This is a genomic window from Acidiphilium sp. PA (genome assembly GCF_026191915.1).
In the GTDB taxonomy this organism is placed as follows: domain Bacteria; phylum Pseudomonadota; class Alphaproteobacteria; order Acetobacterales; family Acetobacteraceae; genus Acidiphilium.
In genome coordinates this window covers 311,386-325,924 of the sequence record NZ_JAIMBY010000001.1, presented here as the reverse complement: position 1 = coordinate 325,924, position 14,539 = coordinate 311,386, and the positions used below count along the sequence as shown (strand labels likewise).

Here is a 14,539-nt window from a genome sequence, read left to right as displayed (position 1 = left end):
ATGCGATCAGCCGTACCGAAACGCCTCCCGATGAATCGCCGTACACAGCCGCCCCTCGGCGTCGACATACCCGCGATACATGCCCGATGAATTGAACGGCAGCGCCGGTTCTCCAGCCCGCCCCAGCGCAATCAACCCGCCATCCCCACCATGCCCGGCCAGTTCCTCCACCACATCGCCCGCCGCCTGCCCGATCGCCTCACCCTTATAGCGTATCCGCGCCGCAATCTCCGCCGCCGCCGTATACCGAATGAACACCTCGCCGGTGCCCGTGCAACTCACCGCGCACACATCATCCGCATAGGTCCCGGCGCCGATCACCGGCGTATCACCCACCCGACCCGACCGCTTGCCGGTCATCCCGCCGGTCGAAGTCGCCGCCGCCAAATGCCCCCCGGCATCCCGCGCCACCGCACCCACCGTGCCATGCCGATCCGCGTCGGACCGCGTATCCGGCGCCCCCGCCGCCCGCCGTGCCATCTCGCGCTCCAGCGCCGCCCGCCGGTTCGGCGTCTCGAAATACGCGTCCGGCATGAACATCAACCCGGCATCGCGCGCCACGGCGTGCGCGCCCGCGCCGATCATGAGCAGATGCGGGGTGGTCTCCATCACCGCGCGCGCCGCCAGCACCGGGTTGCGCGGCCCGCAAATGCCGGCGACGGCGCCGGCGCGGCGATCCGCGCCGTTCATGATCCCGGCATCCATCTCGATCGTGCCGGCATCGGTCAGCACCGCGCCGTGGCCGGCATTGAACAGCGGATCATCCTCGAGCGCGCAGACCGCGGCACTCACCGCATCCAGCGCCGCGCCGCCGGCGGCGAGCACGGCCCAGCCCGCCCGCAGTGCCGCGCGCAGGCCGGCGTGCCGGGCGTCGGTCATTGCCGGGGTCATGTCCGCCGCCCGCATCGTGCCCGCGCCGCCGTGAATCGCGATCGAAATACTCATGTGAAACCTCGTTTCCGAAACCGGCGTTGTTGAGCCATGATTGCCGTATGCGGCACGCTGCGCCACAATGCGCACCGGAAATCAATAGGGGGATGCAACATGGCTGAAGACCTGCTCGTCACCACGCAGGGCGCGGTGCGGATTCTCACCCTCAACCGCCCGGAAAAACTCAACGCGCTGAACCCGGCCGTCCACGAAGCGCTGGCCGGGGCTTTCACGGCGATCGAAGCCGACGATACCATCCGCGCCGTTCTGCTGACCGGCGCCGGGCGCGGGTTTTGTTCCGGGGCGGATCTGATGCAGAACCTCGGCGGCCCGCAGCGCGACCTGGGTGCCGCGATCGACAAACATTACAATCCGCTGGTCCGCCGGATGCGCGCGCTGCCCAAACCCATCGTCGCCGCGGTCAACGGCGTCGCGGCCGGGGCAGGGGCCAATCTCGCCCTTGCCGCCGATATCGTCATCGCCTGCGAGAGTGCGAATTTCACCCAGGCGTTCATCCGCATCGGGCTGTTGCCGGATGCGGGCGGGACGTTTTTTCTGCCGCATCTGGTGGGCGATGCCCGCGCCCGCGGCCTTGCCATGCTGGGTGAGACCATCACCGCGACCGAGGCCGCGGCCATGGGGTTGATCTGGCGCTGCCTGCCCGATGCCGGTTTCGCCGAGGCCGCCCTCGCCCTCGCCACCAGCCTCGCCGCCAAACCCACCCAGGCGATCGCCGCGATGAAACACGCCTTCAACGCCGCCGCCACCAACGGGCTCGATGCCCAGCTCGACCTCGAACGCGATCTGCAACAACAGATGGGCCGCACGCCCGACTTCGCGGAAGGCGTGCGCGCCTTCGCCGAAAAACGGCCTGCAATATTTACCGGTGCAGCAACGGCAGCATGACGAGGGCGATCGCGCCGAGTCCGGCAAAAATCGGCCGCACCCCGATGCCGAAATGCAGCAGGATGCTTAACACCAGACTGGCCGCCACCATCGCGGCGGCTGACAAAATATTGGTGCCCGCCACCGCGCGCGCGCGGGCGCCGGGGTCGGACCACGCCTGAACCGCCGCGAAACTCGGCACCGCAATCTGGCCGCCGCCGCCCGCCATGATGAACAGCGCGGTCAGGACAAAACCGAAATGGCCGGGGCGCGCGATCGCGGCCACCAGAAACGCCCCGAATGCCAGCAAAATCGTGCCGCTCCGCGCCGGCGCCAGCGAAATCCGCCCCCGCATCTGCCGTGCCGCGGCAAAACTGCCGACGCCGACGCCCAGCGAAAACATCGTCAGCGCCACCGTCACCGCGTTCGGCCCGCGATGAAACACCGTCTTGGTCATCACCGGCAGCAAGGTCAGCCCCACAATGCCGGCGAACCAGAACCAGGTGTTCACCAACGCCGCCCGCCATAATGTCGCCGGCTGGCGCAACGAGCGCAGCAGATCGCGCGACGCCGCCAGCGGATTGCCCCGCAGCACCAAATCCGGCCGCGCCGCGCCCGGCCGCGGAATCAACCGCGCCGCACCAAACGCCAGCACCGAAAACCCCATCACCAACACCGCCAACACCAGCGGATCGCGCGCCCCCAGCAACCCGCCCAGCGCCGTGCCCAGCAAAATCGCCAGAAACGTCGCGAAATCCACCAGCGCATTCGCGAACGGCAGCCGCGCCGTCTCCAACAAATCCGGCAACAACCCATACTTCACCGGCCCGAACAACGCCGCCAGCACCCCGAACGCCAGCAATGCCACAAACAACACCGGCACCGACTGGGTCAGAAACCCCGCCACCGCCAATCCCGCCGCCGCAATCTCGATGCCCTTGATCCGCGTCGCCAACACCGCCTTGTCGAACCGGTCCGCCATTTCCCCGGCGATCCCCGAAACCAGCAGAAACGGCAGAATGAACACCGCACCCGCCAGCGCCACCAACGCCGATTGCCCATGCGCCCGGTACAAGATCAGTACCGCCAGCGCCGTCTTCAAAAAATTATCGTTGAACGCCGCAAACGCCTGGCACCAGAACAGCGCCGCAAACCGCCGGTCGAGTAGAAGGGTCATGGGCGCTTAAGTAAAAAGGCCAGGGGCTCCGCCCCTGGACCCCGCTGGGGCCTTAGGCCCCAGACCCCGACAGTTTAAGAATGGAGGGGGCAGTCTTGGCGTTTCAATGGTACCGGACTTGATGCCCCCTCCATTCTTAAACTGATGAGGTCCAGGAACTAAGTTCCTGGCGGGGGTCCAGGGGGCAGAGCCCCATGGCCTTCTGACTTGACCGCCAACACCCATCACTCGCCCGGCGCCTTCAAATCCAGCGCCAGCGCATGCAGGCCGGATTTGAACTCCGCATCGAGCGCCTCATGCACGGCGCGCGAGCGCGCCACCCGGTTGAGCCCGGCAAATTTCGCTGAAATCATCGCCAGCCGATAATGCGTCTCGCCACCGCCCGGTGCATGACCCGGCTCGCTCATGCGGTGCGCATGGTTCGCATGTTTCGCGCTGTCGTCTTTCAACTCCAGCAGCTCGGGCGCGAACGCCGATGTCAGCGTGGCACGGATTCGATCGGTACGGTTTGTCATAGGTGGATTGTGCGCTGGCTTTCAACGGTTGCCAAGTTGCGCACAAAGGGCAAATTACCATCCATGCCCGTGCCGCCCTTCTCCCGCTCGACCCGCCGCGTCCGCGCCTTCGCGCCCGATCCCGATGCGCCGGGCCGCGAATGCGACATCCCCGATTGCCATAACGCCGGCGATTACCGCGCCCCCAAATCGCGCGAATCGCTGCGCGAATACTACTGGTTCTGCCTCGAACACGTCCGCGCCTACAACGCGGGCTGGGATTACTACAAAGGCATGAGCCCCGGTGAAATCGAATCCAACCTCCGCAACGATACCGGCTGGCAACGCCCCACCTGGCCGCTCGGGCGCAACGGCGGCATCAGCGACGCACTCGAGGCCGAACTCGCCGCCTTCGCCGGCATCGGCCGCGCCCGCGCCACAGCGCCGGCCGAACGCGCACCGCCGGAAATCCGCGAAGCCCTCGCCATCCTGGGACTCGATTGGCCAACCTCACGCGAAGCCGCCCACAGCCGCTACAAAACCCTCGCCAAACTGCACCACCCCGACGCCAACGGCGGCGATAAAGCCGCCGAAGAACGCCTCAAAACCATCAACCTCGCCTACGCCGCCATCCGTACCCATCTGCCGGTGGGGGTGGGTGCGTGAGACGGCAAGAAGATCAGGGGGGCTTTGCCCGCCCGAACCGCCCACTAAGGGCATCTCGGCGCTTGCGCGGCCTTCGGCCACGGTCGCCTCGATCCCTTAGAACCCGCGAGCTTTAGGCAAGGGGAGGGCGCTGCCAGGGACGATCCGTCGATCTGGCCTGGACAGCCCTCCCCTTGCCCGAAGCGAATGGATTTTAAAGGCTCTGCCTTTAACGGGCTCCGGAGGGAGAGCCCTGGCCTTCCTGCCGTCCTCACGCACCGACCCCGCCCTTGCAGACTGCGCCGTGGCGAGTAGTTTAACAATTCCGGACAAAAGGAAGCTCTATCGATGACCAATCTTGCTGCTTTACCTGAGGCTCGTGGTGTGCCGACATCGGCGATCAATCTGCCGGACCGTCGTGTTTCCGCGCGTGAGGTGTTCGGCATCGATTGCGGGTTCGAGCTGCCTGCGTTTTCCGAGCGGACCGAGCATGTGCCCGAGATCGACGACACCTATAAGTTCGACCGCGAGACCACCATCGCGATTCTGGCGGGTTTCGCGCTCAACCGCCGCGTGATGATCCAGGGTTATCACGGGACCGGCAAATCGACGCATATCGAGCAGGTGGCGGCGCGGTTGAACTGGCCGTGCATCCGCGTCAACCTCGACAGTCACATCAGCCGGATCGATCTGATCGGCAAGGATGCGATCGTGTTGAAGGACGGCAAGCAGATCACCGAATTCCGTGAGGGTCTGCTGCCCTGGGCGTTGCAGCACCCCTGTGCGCTGGTGTTCGATGAGTACGATGCCGGCCGGCCCGACGTGATGTTCGTGATCCAGCGCGTGCTCGAGGTCGAGGGCAAGCTGACGCTGCTCGATCAGAACCGCGTGATCCGCCCGCATCCGGCATTCCGCCTGTTCGCGACGGCCAACACGGTGGGTCTGGGAGACACGACGGGTCTGTATCATGGCACGCAGCAGATCAACCAGGGCCAGATGGACCGCTGGAACATCGTCGCGACGCTGAACTATCTGCCCCATGCGCAGGAGGTTTCGATCGTGATGGCCAAGCTCGGTGTCGAGGCATCGAGCCCTGCGGAGAAAAAGAAGATCGAAAGCATGGTTGCCCTGGCCGATCTGACGCGCGCGGGCTTCATCAATGGCGACATCTCCACCGTCATGTCGCCGCGCACCGTGATCACCTGGGCGGAAAACGCGAAAATCTTCAACGACACCGCGTTTGCCTTCCGCCTCACGTTCCTGAACAAATGTGACGAGGCGGAGCGCAGCACGGTCGCGGAATATTACCAGCGCTGTTTCAATGCCGAGGTCGAAACCGGCGTGCATCCGCGCAAGATCTGATGGCCGGCGAGCAATCCCGCAGCGAGGATTTCAAGCGCGCCACGGCAGGCGCGGTGCGTGCCATCGCCGGCAGCGATGAGGTGCAGGTGGCCTACCAGCCTGGCGCCGCCGGGCTGGCCGGCAAGCGCGCGCGCCTGCCATCGCCCACCCGCGCGCTGCCCGCCGCCGAGGTGGCGCGGCTGCGCGGCATCGCCGATTCCATGGCGCTGCGCCTGCGCCATCACGACGATGCGGTCCACGCCAACCGGGCTCCGGTCGCCCGCGAGGCGCGTGATGCCTACGATGCCCTGGAACAGGCGCGGGTCGAAATCGTCGGTGCCGCGTTCATGGATGGTGTTGCCGCCAATCTGCACCGCAAACTGCAGGAGGATTCCGAAGCGGACGGTCTCGACCGCATGAGCCGGCGCGAGCAGCTGCCCACCGCCCAGGCGCTGGCCCTGCTGGTGCGCGACCGCATGGACCCTGCCTCGGTGCCGGACGCCGCGCGTCACATCCTTGACCTCTGGCGCGGCACCTTGCCGGAGGGCGCGGAATCCGCGCTCGATGAACTCGCCGCCGAGCGCGCCGATCAGGACAGTTTCGCCCGCGCCGCCCGCCGCCTGCTCGCCGCCATGGACCTTGCCGAGGCCGAAACCGCCTCCGAGGAGGGCGATGACAGCGAAGACGCCGGCGACCAGGGCGAGCAATCGCTCCAGCAGGACAATGCCGGCGAGGGCGAGACCGAATCCCAGCAGGACCAGGATCAGCCGATGTCCGAAGCGCCGGACTCGATGGAAGCGGAGTCCAGCGAAGCCGAAGCCGACCAGGAAACCGAGGAAGACAACGCCGCCGCCGCCGATGAGGCCCCCGCCGGCCCGCAGCAGCGCCGCAAACCCGTCGCCGAAGACCCCCACACCGCCTACCGCGCCTTCACCCGTGCCTTCGATGAGGAAATCGCCGCCGACGAATTATGCGATGCCGAGGAACTCGCCCGGCTGCGCCAGCAGCTCGACCAGCAACTCCAACATCTGCACGGCGTCGTCTCCAAACTCGCCAACCGGCTGCAGCGCCGGTTGCTGGCGCAACAGCAGCGCGCGTGGGAGTTCGACCTCGAGGATGGCTTGCTCGATGTCGGCCGCCTCGCCCGCGTCGTGGTCGATCCTTTGCTGCCCCTGTCGTTCAAGCGCGAACGCGACACCGAATTTCGCGACACCGTGGTAACCCTGCTGATCGACAATTCCGGCTCGATGCGCGGCAGACCCATTTCAGTCGCCGCCATGTGCGGCGATATCCTGGCCCGCACGCTGGAACGCTGCGCCGTGAAGGTGGAAATCCTCGGCTTCACCACCCGCGCCTGGAAGGGCGGCCAGAGCCGCGAAAAATGGGTCGGCGAAGGCAAACCCCGCAACCCCGGCCGGCTCAACGACCTCCGCCACATCATCTACAAGGCCGCCGACCAACCCTGGCGCCGGGCGCGGCGCAACCTCGGCCTGATGCTGCGCGAAGGGCTGCTCAAGGAAAACATCGACGGCGAGGCCCTCGCCTGGGCCTACCGCCGCCTGCTCGCGCGCCCCGAGCACCGCCGCATCCTGATGGTCATTTCCGATGGCGCGCCGGTCGATGACAGCACCCTCTCGGTCAACCAGGGCAACTACCTCGAACGCCACCTGCGTGACGTCATCCGCGAAATCGAAAGCCGCGACCTCGTCGAACTCACCGCCATCGGCATCGGCCACGACGTCACCCGCTACTACCGCCGCGCCGTAACCCTGGTCGACGCCGAAGAACTCGGCGGCACCATGATGAAGAAACTCGCCGAATTGTTCGATGAAGACGTCGCCGAAAGCTGGGCCCGTGCCGCCGCGTTACGGGCACCGCTGGTCGCATAATCGACCCCCGCTTGCCCTCCGACCTTCCTTGATATACATTCCATCGTGTATATCAAGGAAGGTCTCATGCAGGTCGCAAAATGGGGCAACAGCCTCGCCGTTCGTCTGCCGTCCGCCATCGTCGAACTTCTTCAGTTGCGGGAAGGGGACGATATCGAGATCGAAGTCGCTGATCCGCGCACCTTCGCCATCGCCCGCAAGCCAGGCCGCGCTGAGCTGTTGGTAAGGCTTCGGGATTTTCGCGGGCGCCTGCCGCCCGATTTCAAATTCGATCGCGACGAGGCCAATGCCCGCTAGTTTCATCGACACCAACGTGCTGATCTACCTGGCATCAAGCGACACGATAAAAGCGGATCGAGCAGAACAGACCGTCGCCGCCGGCGGCATCATCAGCGTGCAGGTCCTGAACGAATTGGCTAACGTGGCCCGCCGCAAATTGCGTCTCCCGTGGCAACAGACGCGGGAGTTCCTTTCAACGATCAGAAGCCTGCTGGAGGTGCGGCCGGTGACGGCGGATGTCCATCAAGCCGGCCTCGCGGTCGCGGAGCGCTACGGTCTTTCGATCTACGATGCGATGATCGTGGCGGCAGCGCTCGATGCGGGCTGCACGACGCTGTGGTCGGAGGACATGCAGGACGGGCTGCTGATCGAGGGTCAACTCCGCGTGGCCAACCCGTTCTGACCGGCTTTTGCCAGGTATCCACGCTCCACCACCAAATTTAAAAAAGTTTTTTGTTTCTTTTTTTCAAAAAAGACATGCTTCCTTCGCGCCGGTGATCCCGACTCGCCCAGCAAAGACATACGCGGTAAGCCCCCCTAGGCCATCACCAAGATGTTGCCGGGCTGCTCAATCCGCCGACGTCAACCGAAACTCGATCCGCCGGTTCTTCGCCAGATCCCCCGCAGCATCCCCGGTCGCAATCGGATGCGCCGCCCCATACCCCGTGGCAATCACCCGATTCTTCGCGACCCCATCGGCGATCAACAGATGCAGCACCGAAAGCGCGCGCGCGGCCGAAAGGTCGAAATTATCCTTGTACTTCCCACCCTTCACCGCTTCCTTGTCGGCATAGCCGCCGACGCTCAGCACCCAGTTCAGATGCGGCGGAATTTTCGGCGCAATCTTTTCGATCGCCGCGGCGACATCGGCGATCTCCTGCCGGCCCGCGGCCGACAAGCGCGCGGAATCCGAAGGAAACAGCACATCGCTTTCGAACACAAAACGATCGCCGACGATCTTGATATTCTTCTGCCCGGCCAGCGCCTTGCGCAGATCGCCGAAGAACGCGCTGCGATACTGCTGCAAACGCGCCACCTTGCGCGCGAGCGCCTCGTTCAACTGCTTGCCGAGGTCGGCGATCTGCACGTGATCGGCCGCATCCCGCGCCGCCGCCGCATCGAGCGCGGCCGCCAGGCTCGCCAGTTGCAGCCGCAACGCCGCAATCTGCTGATCGAGCAGCGCCACCGTCGCCACTTCCCGCGCGTTCAGTTTCACCTGCCCCGCCAGCGCCGCCGCACTCGCCGCCTGCTTCGCCTTCATCAGCGACGCCATGCTCGCCAGTTCATCCTGCAAGGATGCGGTCTTCGATTTCTCCAGCGCCAGCACGTTCGATAACTGCGCGATCTCGCCGCGCAACGTTGCAATCGTCTTGTTGCTGCCGTTCAGCGCCACCGATAAAAACGCCTCCGCCAGCACGAACACCAGCAGGACGAAAATCGTCACCATCAGCAGGGTGGACAACGCATCGACATAGCCCGGCCAGATATCCAGCCCGTTGCCCCGGCTCCGGTGCAGCCGCGCCATCGCTCAGCCTCTCACATCATCGAGCCGCGCAGCGACCGTCCGCGTCAGAATTTTCAGGTCGTGCCGCAAATCGGCCATTGCCTGCATCCGGCCCTGTTCGGATTCCGCAATCATCCGCGCCAGCAGCAACTCGATATTCCGCAGATGCGCGCGCGATATTTCATCATTGCCCTGGTCCGCCTGCTCCGCCATCCGCGCCAGTGCCGCCTGACCCTCGCCGATTTTCAGCATGATGCGATGCGAATTATGGATCGCCTCGGTCAGCGTGTTCATCCGCTCGGTCAGCGTCTGGGTCGCCTGCGCGGTCTGCGCCCGGCTCTCCTCGTTGCGCAGCAGCACCCGCTGCAGGGCTTCGATGTTCTCGGCACTCTGCTCCAGCAGCGCCTGCACATAAGCGGGCATCGAGGCTTCGCCCTCGATCGCCAGCGCCCCGCTCGAAACCCGCGTCAGGCCGGCCAGCCATTCTTCCAGCTCGTTGAAGAACCGGTTCATCGCCTGGCCCGCGGTCAGATCAAGAAACCCCAGGATCAAAGCCCCGGACAGGCCGAACATCGAGGATGAAAACGCCGTGCCCATGCCCGCCAGCGGCCCGGCGAGCCCGGCTTTTAACTGGTTGAACATCGCATTCACATCGCCGCCCGAAACACTCATGCCGCCGATCACCCCGGCCACCGCATGCACCGTTTTCAGCAACCCCCAGAACGTGCCGAGCAGGCCAAGAAAAATCATCACGCCGGTCACGTAGCGCGAGGTTTCGCGGCTCTCGTCCAACCGGCTGGCAATGCCATCCAGCATCGTCCGCATGCTCGCGACCGACAGGCTCATCCGCTTGTTATCGTCGCTGCGCGCCCCGAACATCCGCGCCATCGGCAACAGCAGACGCGGCTTCGGCCCCTGCTCGATCGAGGCGCGCGAACGCTGAAACCGCTCCACCCAATCAACCTCGGGGCGCAACCGCAGCACCTGGCGCAGATTCCAGCCGATCCCGAAAATCTCGACCAGCACGATCACCGAATTGACCACCGGGTTCGCCATGTAAAACTTCGCCAGCGTCGGCGCGATGATCGCCGCCAGCCCATACACCAGGACCAGAAACACCAGCATGCGAATGAGGTAGCGGTTCGGGCGCGTCATGATGGCAAAAAATCCCTACGGTATTTCCGTCAGCGTAACATGATTGGGCACGATTCCGGGCGGATTGCCCAGCGCCTGAACAATGATATGGTCGGACGCAACGCCCGCCCGCCGCAACACCGCCCGCACCGCCAGCCCGCGATTGAGCGCCATCCGCCGCGCCACCGAAGGATCGCCCGCAACGCCCGGCGCGGTTGCCTGCACAATGTAATGCGCCCGCGCATCCGCCTTCGCGCCGATGAAATGCGATAATTGGCGCGCAGCCCCGCCCGGCAACGCGACATCCACGCTCGGAAACACCAGCGTCACCGCGCGCGGGCCGGCCGGCTTGGGCGGCGGCGGCACGGCGGCGACCACCGGCACCGAAACCGGCGGCGGCGGTGGCGGCAAGGGCAGGGGGCGCATCACCACCGGGCGCCGCACAACCGGCCGCCGCACGATCGGCCGATACGGCCGGCGCACCACCGGCCGCTGCGGCGCCACCGGCTTGCCGGATAATTGCTGCAAGGCCTGCTGGTTCACCACGACCTGCGCCGACGCCGCACCGGCGCCGGACAGCGCCGCCAGTCCCAGCAGGATCGTTGCAAAAACCTGTCTCATCGGGCGGGAGTCTAGCGTAGAACGCCGGTTGCGCTCAATGGCCGCTTGAAAAAGGCAAAGGCCGGGGAAGAGCCTTCTTTTTTGCGAACAAAAAAGAAGCAAAAAAAACGTCTCTGATTTAAGCCCGTGCCGGTTTCAGCGCCCGTGCCCCCGGGTCAGAAAGTTTTTTGCTTCTTTTTTTTCAAAAAGAAGCCTTCCTTCCTACCCCTTTGGTCCCTCGAGCGCCTCCGCCACCAACTCCCGCAGGCGCGGCTGAATATGCGGATTCCCCGCCACGACATCTCCCGTAACATGCTCATGCCCGGCCGGATCGGTCGCATACCCGCCCGCCTCGCGCACCAGCAGCACCCCCGCCATCACATCCCAGGCATGGGTGCCCAGTTCCCAATAGGCGTCATACCGGCCCGCCGCCGTCCACGCGAGATCGAGCGAGGCCGCGCCAACCCGCCGCACCCCGGCCGTCTCCGGCATCAACGCGCCCAGCACCCGCGCGAACGCCAGCCGGTTCTTCGGCGCCGTCTTCGCAAACGGAATCCCCGTCGCGAACAGACAGGCCGACCAGTCTCGCCGCGCGGAAACCCGCAGCCGCTTGTCGTTCAGATAAGCCCCGCCACCCTTTTCGGCCCAGTAGATCTCATCCAGCGCCGGCGCAAACACCAACCCCGCCACGACCTCGGACCCGCCATCCGGCAGCCGCTTCTCGAGCGCGATGGAAATCGCCCAGTTCGGAATCGCATGCAGAAAATTGGTCGTCCCATCCAGCGGATCGATCACCCACCGCCACGCCCAGTTGTCCGAACCGCGCGGCCCACCCTCCTCACCGAGAAACGCATACCCCGGCCGCGCACGCTCCAACTCCTCGATCAGCGTCTGCTCCGATCGCACATCCGCCTGGCTGACGAAATCCGAAGGCCCCTTCACGGAAACCTGCAAATGCTCAACCTCGTTGAAATCCCGGATCAACCGCTTCGCCGCCTTCTGCGCCGCAGCAACCATGATCGTCATATGCGCCGAACGACGGGGAACCATGTGAAACACTCCAAAAGGGTTAAGAAGGCCAAGGGGCTCCGCCCCCTGGACCCCCGCCAGGAACTTAGTTCCTGGACCTCATTAGTTTCAGATGAGAGGGGGCTGACTTACTGTTTCAAAGAGTACGGACTTGATGCCCCCTCTCATCTGAAACGAGCGGGGTCTGGGGCCTAAGGCCCCAGCGGGGGTCCAGGGGGCAGCGCCCCTTGGCCTTACCTACCCTTTGGCGCGTTCCACATAGCTCGCGTCTTCCGTGCGCACGACCACGCGTTCGCCGGCTTCGACGAAGGGTGGCACCATGGTTTTCACGCCGTTGGCGAGTTTGGCGGGTTTGTAGGACGATGATGCGGTCTGGCCTTTCACCACGGGGTCGGCCTCGACGATTTCGAGAGTCACGGTGGCGGGCAGGTGGATGCCGACGGGATCGCCTTCGACCAGATCGACCACGACGGGCATGTTATCCTGCAGGAATGGCAGCATATCGCCGAGCAGATCGGCGGGTACAAGAAACTGCTCGAAGGTTTCGCCGTCCATCAGCACGAGGTTGTCACCATCGGTGTAGGAATAGGTGTAATCGCGGTTATCGGTCATCAACCGCTCGACGGTATCGGCGGTGCGCCAGCGTTCGTTGGTCTTGTTGCCGGTCTTGAGGTTGCGCATTTCCACCTGGATGAATGCGCCGCCCTTGCCTGGTGTGATGATCTGCTGCTTGAGCACGGTCCAGCGGTTGCCGTCATGTTCAATGACCTGGCCAGCGCGGATAAGGTTCGCCTGCTGCTTCATGAAAATACACTCGATCTGCGATAAGGATGCGGCGGCTTAGCCCGATGTGCGCCATTGGGCAAGGCGGGACGGCATCGCGGCGATTTCAGTCGGGTTTGGCCGGCTCGATTCGCGCCCGCACGAACCAGCCGATCGCGCCGACCGAGGGCACGCCGACCAGCGCGAGCGCAACCGGCGTGTTATGATGCAACAGCGCGACGGCCGCCGCCGGATCGGATATTATGTCGTCGTCGGGGTCTGCGCCGCTATCCGGCTCAGCGCTCACGATGCTTCATCGCGGCCGCCAGATCGTCGCCGACGGCCCGCCAATCCGCCGCGATCCCGCCGCGCTGCCTGGCGGCGGGCAGCCTGGTCGGGCCGGCAAAGAAAATCGCCGCCGACCCAAGCCCGGCCAGCACCCGATCGATCCGTGACCGCCGCGCCCGCGGTGGTTTGGCCGAACGCACGCCCATCGTGGTCGATAAACCCTTCAAATCCCTCAACCGGTCATCCAACGGACCAAACGCAGCGGTATCAAGCGCAGCGCCGCACGCCATATCCTCACGTTCTAACCATTCCCCCAAGCCCCGTCAAAATAATCCCCAGCCCGTCCTTATGCCAGCGCTGCACCGATTTATGATCAGCCCCCAGCACGCTCCCCAGCCGCCGCCAGGGAAACAGATACCGCCCGGTCAGCGGGTGCGTCAGCGCCCGCGCCCCCACGATCCGCCGCAGCACGAACCGGTCTTCCGGAATGAGCGCGAGCCACCCCAGCGTCTCGTCCATCCGGTCGATCGCCGCACCGGAGGGATGCGGCTGGCGCACCTGTGCCGGTTGCCAGCCATAGGCATCCAGCGCGCTGTGCACCACCTCGTAGCGCATCATCCGCAGATGCGGCGAATAGCCTGAATTCGGCATTGCCAGCAGCGTCGAGCCGGCATCCTCCAGCCGCGCCAGCAGCGCCGCCGCCGGATCGGGCGAACCCGTCACGGCCGGGCAGGGGCGAATGCCGACGCGTGGTGCCACACCCGAGCCGAGCACCGCGCCCGGTTGCGCGCGCACCGATACGGGCGAAGCCATCCCCCGCGCGCTCATCGCCGCGCCTCCCGCCGCCCGGCGCCGAGCGGCACGAACAGCGTGCCCTCCAGGATCGTGCCCGCGGTTAATACATCCCACGCCACCGGATGCCCGGCATGCAGCGGTGCGCGGTTGGGTTCATCCTCCGGCCGCCGTTCCGCCTTGCGCGGCGGCACCGGCCCGCCCGGTGCGTGGATTCGCCGCCCCCGTTCGATGATGGTGTTGCGCGATAATCCCAGCACATCCCCGATCGCCGCCCAGGTCGCCCCGGCGGCCCGCATCTGGCGGATCGTGTTATCGGCGGTTTCAGTCCAATCGCGACGTCCCGGCATGGTGAGCCTCCCTGGTTACAGGGAGAACGATACGGGAACACTATCGCTATGTCAATATAACTAACATTCAGTCAGACGATATCTCCACCCCGCGAAACCGCGCCCGCGTCACCGCATCCCCCGCGAGCGCAGCCCGCACCAGCGCCACGCCATCGGCGCCCGCCAGCACCACCACCCGCGTAAACAGCGCCACCTCGCCGCGCGCCCGCGCCAGAAACAACCGCGACAATGCCTCGCTCGCCGGCCCGCGCGGCGCGCAGCACGCACACCCCACGCCATGCAGCGGATTATCCGGCACCACGAACCGCGCCACCGCCGCGGCCGCCGGTGCCGGTGCATCCCCCTCGATCAGCACCGCATCCCCCGGCGCCACCGAACCGCCGAACACCACTTCGATCATTGCACCCCCGTTGCATCAAACATTGGAATCACCCGGTCCG

At 65.4% G+C, this 14,539-nt stretch carries 19 protein-coding genes; 6 read left to right on the top strand and 13 right to left on the bottom strand.

The window, feature by feature from the left end; genetic code table 11:
- Positions 1–6 precede the first annotated feature (6 nt).
- Complete coding sequence (locus tag AruPA_RS01510; protein WP_265634459.1) at positions 7–945, bottom strand: isoaspartyl peptidase/L-asparaginase family protein; 939 nt, start codon at positions 943–945, stop codon at positions 7–9.
- A 99-nt stretch (positions 946–1,044) separates the two neighbouring features.
- On the opposite strand from AruPA_RS01510, the gene AruPA_RS01505 reads away from it, so the two are divergent.
- The gene (locus AruPA_RS01505) at positions 1,045–1,836 is read left to right on the top strand and encodes an enoyl-CoA hydratase-related protein (protein WP_265634457.1); all 792 of its coding nucleotides are present in this window, start codon (positions 1,045–1,047) and stop codon (positions 1,834–1,836) included.
- Here the strand turns inward: AruPA_RS01505 and AruPA_RS01500 are convergent.
- The gene (locus tag AruPA_RS01500; RefSeq protein WP_265634455.1) at positions 1,811–2,992 is read right to left on the bottom strand and encodes an MFS transporter; all 1,182 of its coding nucleotides are present in this window, start codon (positions 2,990–2,992) and stop codon (positions 1,811–1,813) included. The genes AruPA_RS01505 and AruPA_RS01500 overlap by 26 nt on opposite strands.
- 224 nt (positions 2,993–3,216) lie before the next feature.
- A complete protein-coding gene (locus AruPA_RS01495; protein WP_265634454.1) occupies positions 3,217–3,507 on the bottom strand; it encodes a BolA family transcriptional regulator in 291 nt (96 codons plus the stop codon).
- Between the two features lie 63 nt (positions 3,508–3,570).
- Here AruPA_RS01495 and AruPA_RS01490 point away from each other — a divergent pair, with 63 nt between their 5' ends.
- The 5 genes from AruPA_RS01490 (at position 3,571) to AruPA_RS01470 (ending at position 8,043) form a co-directional block, all read left to right on the top strand.
- Positions 3,571–4,152 carry a DnaJ domain-containing protein gene (locus AruPA_RS01490; protein ID WP_265634452.1) on the top strand — a complete coding sequence of 194 codons (582 nt, stop codon included), beginning with the start codon at positions 3,571–3,573 and terminating at the stop codon, positions 4,150–4,152.
- 327 nt (positions 4,153–4,479) lie between these two features.
- Positions 4,480–5,493: a cobaltochelatase subunit CobS gene (gene cobS, locus AruPA_RS01485; protein WP_265634451.1), complete on the top strand. Its 1,014-nt coding sequence runs from the start codon at positions 4,480–4,482 to the stop codon at positions 5,491–5,493.
- Positions 5,493–7,361, top strand: a complete 1,869-nt coding sequence (gene cobT, locus AruPA_RS01480) for a cobaltochelatase subunit CobT (protein ID WP_265634449.1) — start codon at positions 5,493–5,495, stop codon at positions 7,359–7,361. Before cobS ends, cobT begins: the two co-directional genes overlap by 1 nt.
- Before the next feature lie 66 nt (positions 7,362–7,427).
- Positions 7,428–7,658 carry an AbrB/MazE/SpoVT family DNA-binding domain-containing protein gene (locus tag AruPA_RS01475; RefSeq protein ID WP_265634447.1) on the top strand — a complete coding sequence of 77 codons (231 nt, stop codon included), beginning with the start codon at positions 7,428–7,430 and terminating at the stop codon, positions 7,656–7,658.
- Positions 7,648–8,043 carry a PIN domain-containing protein gene (locus tag AruPA_RS01470; RefSeq protein ID WP_265634445.1) on the top strand — a complete coding sequence of 132 codons (396 nt, stop codon included), beginning with the start codon at positions 7,648–7,650 and terminating at the stop codon, positions 8,041–8,043. The genes AruPA_RS01475 and AruPA_RS01470 overlap by 11 nt, the downstream gene beginning before the upstream one ends.
- 165 nt (positions 8,044–8,208) lie before the next feature.
- Here AruPA_RS01470 and AruPA_RS01465 read toward each other — a convergent pair whose 3' ends face one another.
- The 10 genes from AruPA_RS01465 to AruPA_RS01420 all read right to left on the bottom strand — a co-directional run bounded on the left by AruPA_RS01465 (position 8,209) and on the right by AruPA_RS01420 (position 14,499).
- The gene (locus AruPA_RS01465; RefSeq protein WP_265634444.1) at positions 8,209–9,165 is read right to left on the bottom strand and encodes a peptidoglycan-binding protein; all 957 of its coding nucleotides are present in this window, start codon (positions 9,163–9,165) and stop codon (positions 8,209–8,211) included.
- A gap of 3 nt (positions 9,166–9,168) precedes the next feature.
- Complete coding sequence (locus AruPA_RS01460) at positions 9,169–10,299, bottom strand: flagellar motor protein MotA (RefSeq protein ID WP_265634443.1); 1,131 nt, start codon at positions 10,297–10,299, stop codon at positions 9,169–9,171.
- Positions 10,300–10,314: 15 nt separating this feature from the next.
- A complete protein-coding gene (locus AruPA_RS01455) occupies positions 10,315–10,899 on the bottom strand; it encodes a hypothetical protein (RefSeq protein WP_265634441.1) in 585 nt (194 codons plus the stop codon).
- A gap of 201 nt (positions 10,900–11,100) precedes the next feature.
- Complete coding sequence (locus AruPA_RS01450; protein WP_265634439.1) at positions 11,101–11,928, bottom strand: inositol monophosphatase family protein; 828 nt, start codon at positions 11,926–11,928, stop codon at positions 11,101–11,103.
- Positions 11,929–12,144: 216 nt separating this feature from the next.
- Entirely contained in the window at positions 12,145–12,711 is a 567-nt protein-coding gene (efp, locus tag AruPA_RS01445; RefSeq protein ID WP_265634437.1) for an elongation factor P, read from the bottom strand.
- An 85-nt stretch (positions 12,712–12,796) separates the two neighbouring features.
- Entirely contained in the window at positions 12,797–12,976 is a 180-nt protein-coding gene (locus AruPA_RS01440) for a hypothetical protein (protein WP_265634435.1), read from the bottom strand.
- Positions 12,966–13,205 (bottom strand): hypothetical protein, encoded by a 240-nt coding sequence (locus AruPA_RS01435; protein WP_265634434.1) that lies wholly within the window; start codon positions 13,203–13,205, stop codon positions 12,966–12,968. Before AruPA_RS01435 ends, AruPA_RS01440 begins: the two co-directional genes overlap by 11 nt.
- A gap of 46 nt (positions 13,206–13,251) precedes the next feature.
- Positions 13,252–13,785 (bottom strand): DUF6362 family protein, encoded by a 534-nt coding sequence (locus tag AruPA_RS01430; RefSeq protein WP_265634432.1) that lies wholly within the window; start codon positions 13,783–13,785, stop codon positions 13,252–13,254.
- The gene (locus AruPA_RS01425; RefSeq protein WP_265634431.1) at positions 13,782–14,099 is read right to left on the bottom strand and encodes an AsnC family protein; all 318 of its coding nucleotides are present in this window, start codon (positions 14,097–14,099) and stop codon (positions 13,782–13,784) included. Before AruPA_RS01425 ends, AruPA_RS01430 begins: the two co-directional genes overlap by 4 nt.
- Before the next feature lie 67 nt (positions 14,100–14,166).
- The gene (locus AruPA_RS01420; protein WP_265634429.1) at positions 14,167–14,499 is read right to left on the bottom strand and encodes a hypothetical protein; all 333 of its coding nucleotides are present in this window, start codon (positions 14,497–14,499) and stop codon (positions 14,167–14,169) included.
- Positions 14,500–14,539: the final 40 nt, after the last annotated feature.

Bases quoted from the DNA above. Each gene is read 5' to 3' on its own strand.
- AruPA_RS01450 (WP_265634439.1), bottom strand. From the start codon at position 11,928: ATGGTTCCCCGTCGTTCGGCGCATATGACGATCATGGTTGCTGCGGCG.
- AruPA_RS01475 (WP_265634447.1), top strand. From the start codon at position 7,428: ATGCAGGTCGCAAAATGGGGCAACAGCCTCGCCGTTCGTCTGCCGTCC.
- AruPA_RS01470 (WP_265634445.1), top strand. From the start codon at position 7,648: ATGCCCGCTAGTTTCATCGACACCAACGTGCTGATCTACCTGGCATCA.
- AruPA_RS01420 (WP_265634429.1), bottom strand. From the start codon at position 14,499: ATGATCGAAGTGGTGTTCGGCGGTTCGGTGGCGCCGGGGGATGCGGTG.
- AruPA_RS01505 (WP_265634457.1), top strand. From the start codon at position 1,045: ATGGCTGAAGACCTGCTCGTCACCACGCAGGGCGCGGTGCGGATTCTC.
- AruPA_RS01495 (WP_265634454.1), bottom strand. From the start codon at position 3,507: ATGACAAACCGTACCGATCGAATCCGTGCCACGCTGACATCGGCGTTC.
- AruPA_RS01510 (WP_265634459.1), bottom strand. From the start codon at position 945: ATGAGTATTTCGATCGCGATTCACGGCGGCGCGGGCACGATGCGGGCG.
- AruPA_RS01430 (WP_265634432.1), bottom strand. From the start codon at position 13,785: ATGAGCGCGCGGGGGATGGCTTCGCCCGTATCGGTGCGCGCGCAACCG.
- AruPA_RS01455 (WP_265634441.1), bottom strand. From the start codon at position 10,899: ATGAGACAGGTTTTTGCAACGATCCTGCTGGGACTGGCGGCGCTGTCC.
- AruPA_RS01465 (WP_265634444.1), bottom strand. From the start codon at position 9,165: ATGGCGCGGCTGCACCGGAGCCGGGGCAACGGGCTGGATATCTGGCCG.
- cobS (WP_265634451.1), top strand. From the start codon at position 4,480: ATGACCAATCTTGCTGCTTTACCTGAGGCTCGTGGTGTGCCGACATCG.
- AruPA_RS01500 (WP_265634455.1), bottom strand. From the start codon at position 2,992: ATGACCCTTCTACTCGACCGGCGGTTTGCGGCGCTGTTCTGGTGCCAG.
- efp (WP_265634437.1), bottom strand. From the start codon at position 12,711: ATGAAGCAGCAGGCGAACCTTATCCGCGCTGGCCAGGTCATTGAACAT.
- cobT (WP_265634449.1), top strand. From the start codon at position 5,493: ATGGCCGGCGAGCAATCCCGCAGCGAGGATTTCAAGCGCGCCACGGCA.
- AruPA_RS01490 (WP_265634452.1), top strand. From the start codon at position 3,571: ATGCCCGTGCCGCCCTTCTCCCGCTCGACCCGCCGCGTCCGCGCCTTC.
- AruPA_RS01425 (WP_265634431.1), bottom strand. From the start codon at position 14,099: ATGCCGGGACGTCGCGATTGGACTGAAACCGCCGATAACACGATCCGC.
- AruPA_RS01460 (WP_265634443.1), bottom strand. From the start codon at position 10,299: ATGACGCGCCCGAACCGCTACCTCATTCGCATGCTGGTGTTTCTGGTC.